This window comes from Tabrizicola sp., assembly GCF_051645465.1.
GTDB lineage: Bacteria > Pseudomonadota > Alphaproteobacteria > Rhodobacterales > Rhodobacteraceae > Tabrizicola.
On sequence record NZ_JBOFBI010000128.1, the window covers coordinates 1 to 6,547 of the forward strand.

Annotated in this window: 5 protein-coding genes; all 5 read right to left on the reverse strand. The window is 66.9% G+C overall.

Annotated elements, in window-relative coordinates; translation table 11 throughout:
• A partial coding sequence (locus tag ACRCSW_RS07975; protein ID WP_438704041.1) for an indolepyruvate oxidoreductase subunit beta family protein occupies positions 1 to 1,405 on the reverse strand: 1,405 nt, incomplete at its 3' end.
• Positions 1,402 to 3,549: a thiamine pyrophosphate-dependent enzyme gene (locus tag ACRCSW_RS07980; RefSeq protein WP_438704043.1), complete on the reverse strand. Its 2,148-nt coding sequence runs from the start codon at positions 3,547 to 3,549 to the stop codon at positions 1,402 to 1,404. The genes ACRCSW_RS07975 and ACRCSW_RS07980, both read right to left, overlap by 4 nt.
• A 3-nt stretch (positions 3,550 to 3,552) precedes the next feature.
• Positions 3,553 to 4,023: a MarR family winged helix-turn-helix transcriptional regulator gene (locus ACRCSW_RS07985; protein ID WP_438704044.1), complete on the reverse strand. Its 471-nt coding sequence runs from the start codon at positions 4,021 to 4,023 to the stop codon at positions 3,553 to 3,555.
• Positions 4,020 to 5,579, reverse strand: a complete 1,560-nt coding sequence (locus ACRCSW_RS07990) for a phytoene desaturase family protein (RefSeq protein ID WP_438704046.1) — start codon at positions 5,577 to 5,579, stop codon at positions 4,020 to 4,022. Before ACRCSW_RS07990 ends, ACRCSW_RS07985 begins: the two co-directional genes overlap by 4 nt.
• Positions 5,580 to 5,631: 52 nt before the next feature.
• Positions 5,632 to 6,423, reverse strand: coding sequence for a cyclase family protein (locus ACRCSW_RS07995; protein ID WP_438704048.1), 792 nt, complete (start codon positions 6,421 to 6,423; stop codon positions 5,632 to 5,634).
• Positions 6,424 to 6,547 lie beyond the last annotated feature (124 nt).

Here is a 6,547-nt window from a genome sequence, read left to right on the forward strand (position 1 = left end):
TGCCCGCCATCACCTTGTCGAACTTTGAAAGGCCGCGGGCGTGGGTGTCGGAGTAGCCCTTGATCAGGCGGCGGCAGCGCAGCACCTCGACCGCCAGGGCATAGTCCTTTGCGACAAGCCCCAGCGTGCGGGCAAGCCAGGCATCGAGATGCCGGACCTCTTCGGCGTGGCGGAGCGTTCTGCGGCGCCAGCCTTTGAGGCCGCCGAGGAGGTATAGCATCAGGAAGCCACCTAGCCGGTCGGTCCGGACGCGGCGGCCCCTGTTGAAGAGCCGGTCGATCAGCGCCATGCGGCGGGGGTTGGCGGCCCAGCGGGCGCCCATCCGGGCGGGCAGCATTGACACGATCTCTTCAGCCCGGGGATGCAGAAATTCGGTCAACTGCATGAGGTTTCGGTCCCCGGCGCCCATCTCTCCTGCGATCCGGTCGCGGCGTCCGCCGCGGGTCTTGGCATCGGCCACGCGGATGATGTCGTCGTAGGCCATCGCGTTGGCGATGTACTTTGCCGCTTCGCGCGTAAGGTCGAAGGGCGCGCGGTCGGCGCTGGCGATGCTTTGCAGCCGGTCGAGGTATTCGGCGCCGTAGGCGAGGTCCTGGAAGCCCACCACCTTGCGCAGACCCGCCAGTGCCATCTCCTGCGCCGGGCCGGGCAGGGTGGGGATCCGCGCCTCCAGCGCTTGCCAGCCTGCGATCAGACGGGTGGGGCCGGTTACCGTCGTGTCCGGCTTCGGCGCCTCGGCCTTCGGGGCGTCACCCTTCTGGGCCGCTTCAAAGCCCGCGTGGAAGGCCTTCAGCGAGCTATCGACCCCCTTGCCGCCCTCTCGGATCGCGGCCTCGAACGCCTCGACAGGGAAGGGCAGGGTGCCCGAGGCCGCCAGCGCGCCGAAAAGTGTGGCCGAGATCGCCGAGCCGTTCCGGACGGCGAGCGTATCGAAATCGGCGTGGATGAAGCGTTGGGCGGCAACTTCAGCCGCGGCCATGACCTCGGCGGCGTTGGCGATGCCGTCGCCGGGGACGGTCTTTTCGCTGACGGCAAGCGCCCGGTGGGTCGAGGCGATGAGCGTCGTCCGATCTGGCGTCACGAAGCCGCGGATGATCGAACGGCCTGCCTCCATCAGTTCGGCGGCGATCATGATGTCCACGTCGCCCGCGGCGGGCATCAGAGAGAAGATAGGCGTGCCGGCGGGGCTGTCCGGGGCCATCTCGACATAATAGACCGTGGCCCCGGTGCGCTGGGCGACGCCTGCCACGCTGGTCGCCTGGGCGACATAACCGTTCTGGCGGGCGAGGTCTTCGATCCAGCCGGTCAGTACGCCACCGCCCTGGCCGCCGACGGCAAGGACCGCAAGCTTGATGATCCCGCCAAGCTTTGGGTCTTGTCCGCGATGGTCGAGCGGCAGGGTCATCCGGTCCCCCCGAAGTCCAGCCGCTTGGCAGCGCGGCGGCGGGTGAGCCAGCCGATCAGCTTTTCGCGCAGGCCGGCCCGCCAGACCTCCAGCCGCCCCGGATTGTGGACCACGTCGGCGCGGTAGAAGCTGGGACAGAGGATGGCGGCATCGGCGACCTCACCACAGTTGCCGCAGCCGACGCAGGATTGGTCGATGCTGGCGACGGGGTCGTCGCGCAGGGGGTCGTCGAGCCGTTTCAGCGACAGCGAGGGGCAGCCTGACAGGCGGATGCAGGCGTGGTCGCCGGTGCAGATGTCTTCGTCGACGCCGAAGCGTGGGGCCTCGACCCGGCGGCCGTCCTTGATCGCCGCCTGGGTCAGGGGCTTCTCGCGGCGCTGCTTGTTCAGCATGCATTCGGAGGAGGCGACGATGACCTTCGGCCCTTTCTCGGGGGTCGTCAGCGCCTCACGGATCGTGTCGCGCATGCGGGCCACGTCATAGGTCCGGTCGATCTGGCGGACCCAGTTGATGCCGATGCCACGCAGAGCCTTGGAAATCGGGTTCTTTGTGGCTTTCGTTCCGTTGTCGGCGCGGCTGGACATCAGGTCCTGCCCGCCGGTGGCTGCCGAATAGTAGTTGTCGACGATGATCGCCACGCCGTCGGACTTGTTGAAGGCCATGTTGGTGAAGCTGGAGGAGAGCCCGTTGTGCCAGAAGCCCCCGTCGCCGATGATCGCGATGGGGCGCTTCTCGCCGCCGCCGTCAAAGGCGCCGTTGGCGGCGGGGCCTAGGCCATAGCCCATGGTGGCGCCGCCGATCTCGAACGGGGGGAGGGAGGCGAAGAGGTGGCAGCCGATGTCGGCGGCGATCTGGTGTTTGCCAAGTTCCTTTTCGACGAGCTTCATGGCGGCGAAGATCGGGCGTTCCGGGCAGCCGGTGCAGAAGCCGGGGGGGCGGATCGGGACCGTCTTGGTGAGGTCGGGGATCGCGGGGCGGTCGGTGTTGGGCGCGCGGATCGTGGCGGGGAGGAGGCCGGGGGCGGCCTGGCGGAGGAAGCCTTCGACCGCGTCCAGCATCACCGCCCCGGTGTATTCGCCCGCCATCGGGAAGAGGCCCTTGCCGTGGAGCTTCACCTCCGCCCCCGCGCGGTAGAGGAACGAGCCGAACTGGGTCTCGATGAACTCGGGCTGGCCTTCCTCGACCACCAGGATGTGGTCCTTGCCTTTGCAGAACTCCAGAAACTCGCCCGCGATCAGGGGGTAGGTGACGTTCAGGACATAGATGGGGATGTCGGAGTTCCCGTAGATGTCGGCCAGGCCAAGCCGCTGCAGCGCCCGGATCACGCCGTTGAACATGCCGCCTTGCACGACGATGCCGAGCTTCGCGACTTCGGGTCCGAAGAACTCGTTCATCTGCCGTTCGCGGATGAACTTCTCGGCGGCGGGCCAGCGGTTCTTCACCTTGTCCTGCTCATGCGCATAGGACATCGGCGGCAGGACCACGCGGTTGAAATCGCTGCGGGGGTTGGCGAGCGCGTCACGGACGTTGAGCGGGGGGCGCTGGTTATCGGACGAGGTGAAGCTACCCGTCACGTGGCAGGACCGGATGCGGACCATGAGCATCACGGGGGTGTTCGAGGCCTCGGACAGTTCAAAGCCCTGTTTCACCGCTTTCACGATGGAAGGCAGGTTCGGACGCGGGTCGAGAAGCCACATCTGGGCTTTCATCGCGAAGGGGTGGGTACGCTCCTGCATGATCGAGGAGCCTTCGCCGTAGTCCTCTCCCACGATCACCAACGCGCCGCCGGTCACGCCCGAGGACGAGAGGTTCGCGAGCGCGTCGGAGGCGACGTTCACGCCGACAGGTCCTTTGAAGGTCACCGCGCCGCGAATGGGGTAGTGGACCGAGGCGGCCAGCATTGCCGCTGCGGCGGCCTCGTTCGCGTTGGCCTCGAACCTTACGCCGAGGTCAGACAGAAGCTCCTCGGCATCGGCCAGCACGTCCATCAGATGGCTGATCGGTGCGCCCTGGTAGCCGCCGACGTAGCCTACGCCTGACTCCAACAGCGCCTTGGTGATGGCCAGTATCCCTTCGCCGGTGAAGGTCTGGCCTTCGCCAAGTTTCAGGTCCTCCACCTCGGCCTTGAAGCTGCGTTCGGCCATGGGTCAGATCTCGTGCTTGCGGATGTTGATCAGCATTTTCTGCAAGGTCCCGACGAATGCCCGCCGCTCCTCGACCGGGATCCCGCGGAACATCCGGTCTTGTGCTGTGGCCATGTGGGGCCAAAGCTCCTGGAACTTGGCGCGGCCAGCCTCGGTGAGGAAGACCCGGATCGCCCGGTTGTCGTTGGGGTCGCTTTCGCGGCGGATCAGTCCTTCGGCCTGCAGCTGGTCAAGGACGCGGCTGAGGGTGGACTGCTCGACCACCGTGTAGACCGAAAGCTCGCGGATCAGCGGGCCTTCGATGACCGACAGGACGGCCAGTGCGCGGGCTTTCGGGGTCGTCAGGCCCATCCCGGCCATTTCCTCGCGGAAGCCCGCGTTGTAGCGGCCCATGATGCGGTTCATGAGGTAGGGGGCGAAGTTGGTCAGCCCGATCTCACCCAATTGCGCGGGGATGGGGGTCTCGTCGTTCATGCGCCCAGCCTCTTGGCCGCGTTGAAGCCCGAGCCGCCGCCAAGCCCGTGGCCGGGATGGGTGGAGGCGCCGATCTGGATCAGGCCGCGCACGGGGCAGGTGCCGTTCGTGGAATGCGCGAAGGGGCGGAAGAGGAAGAACTGGTCGATGCTGCAGGCGCCGCCATATGGGTCGCCGCCGACGAGGTTGATGTTCATCTCCTCCAGATCGGCGGGCGAATAGGCGCGGCGGGCCATCTTGATGGCGTCGAAGTTGCGGATGTGACGGCGCAAGGTTGCCTCGAGCCGGTCCGCGAACGGTTCGCGCGCCGTTGCCCAGTCGCGCGCCGTGATCTCGCCTGCCGCGTCGCCCTTGATCAGGCGGGGCGCGTCGGGGATCTGCAGCCAGAGGATAGCCTTGCCCTCCGGGCAGCGTGACGGGTCAAGCCGATGGGGTTGGCCGACACAGATCGTGGGGGTTTCAGGGAGCATGCCCCGCTCGGCCTCGTTTGCCGATTTCGAGACCGTATCGATGCCGTCGGTGAGGTGGATCAGCGCGACCTGATCCAGACCAGGCGCGATCCATTCGGGCTGGCCGGAAAGGGCGTAGTGCAGCTGGAAATTCCCCCGCCCGTGGCGGAAGGCTTTTGCGGCCGCCTGATCCTGTGGCAGGTTCACGCCTTTCAGGAGCCGGTCGTAAAGCTGCCCAGGTGCGACCGAGGCCAGGACCGAGGGGCTTTCGATTTCTTCGCCACCCGTGAGGCGCACGCCCCGCGCCCTGCCGTCGCGGACAAGGATTCCGTCGACATCGGCATTGATCCGAAGCTCGCCCCGTTTCGAGGTGATCAGGCTCTCGAAAGCCTTGACTGCTGCCCCCGAGCCGCCCTTGATCACCGGCGCCCCGGCAGCCTCAAGCGCGAAGGCGATGACCTTGCCCATCTGGCCGGAATAGGTGCTTTCCGGCGTCAGCCCGCAGTGCAGCACCCAAGGCGCCCAAAGCGCCTGGACGAGCGGGGACTGATAGGTGGTTTCCAGCCACGCCCGCGCGGGCGTCAGGGCGGACCCCATCCAGGCCGCAAGGCCCCTCGGCCCCCGTTTCCGCATCTGGCCGAACATCAGCCTCGCCATGGGCCAGGACCAGAGCGACCCGCCAAGAAGCGCGAAGAGGAAAGGCGCATCGGCCTCGATCCCGCCTACGTCGCGGGCATGGGCCGCGCCGTCGCCGGGGGCCAGCGCCTCCCATGTGGCGCTGTTGGCGGCGCGGTCAGTGGTGCAGACAAGGGCCTCGCCATTCGGGCGCAGAACGGCGGTCGGGTGGGGTGTGTGGCAGTATTCCATGCCATGCGCCGCAAGGTCGGCCCCCAGGGCTGCGCCCGCGGGCGAGGTCATGAAGAGAACCCAGGTCGCCGCCATCACATCATGGGTGAAGCCTGGTGCGGTCACCTCTTCGGTGCGCAAGGTGCCGCCCAGGCGGTCGTTCCGCTCCAGCACCAGCACGCGGTCGCCCTTTCGGGCCAGCATTGCCGCCGCGACCAGCCCGTTGATGCCGGAGCCGATGATGATGTGATCGTAGGCCATGCCACCCTCCGAAGCTCGGGCCGCGCCGGGATCACCGGCACGGCCCCCGCAATCAGCCGCGCGGGACCAGCGCCAAAGCCCGGATGGGCGAGCCGGTACCGTTCTTGATCTTCAGGGGCGCGGCAATCAGGATCGCCCCCTTGGCCGGCAGCTTGTCGAGGTTCGCAAGCGAGGCGAGGCCATAGCAGTTGTGCTTGTGCAGAAGATTGTGTGCTGGGAAGGGCGGGGTCATGCCGCCCGCCTGGCCCGCGTCGGTGCCGATGCACTGGCTGCCCCAGCCGACGATGCCCTTGTCCAGAAGGTACTGGATCACCTCGGCAGTCGGGCCGGGGGTATGAGGCCCGGTCTCATTCGCGTTCAGGAACATCGCCTCGTCATGCGCGCGCTTGTCCCAGTCGGACCGCAGGACCACCCATTCGCCCTTGCCGATCGCGCCGTGCTTGGCCTCCCAGGCTTTCACGTGGTCGATGGTCAGCAGGAAATCGGGGTTCGCGCCGCACTCCTTGCTGAAGTCGAGCACGTTGACCGGGGCCACCAGCCGCCCGACCGGCAGGGTGTCGGTGTAACCGTCGGCATAGTCCTTGCCGGTGATCCAGTGGTGGGGCGCGTCGAAATGGGTGCCCGAATGCTCGCCCAGTTCCAGCCAGTTCCAGGCCCAGAACGGGCCGTCCTTGTCGTACTCGCTGATCCGGTGGATCTTGATCGGCGGGGTGTCCTTGGCGAAATCCGGGGGCAGTTTCAGCAGCGGCGTTTCAGGGCCAAGGACGCCCGAGCAATCCACGACTTCGATCCCGCCTGAAGCAAGAAGTCCCGCCAGTTCCGTCAGCACATGCGCCGTTGCCATCTTCCCTCTCCCTGAATGGGGCGCCTCCCGCCCTTATGGAAACAGACTAGACATAGTTATATGCAAATGCAAACATCGCCGCGTCATTGGGAGGTGGCATATGGGGGCGGAGTTCGACGCCGTC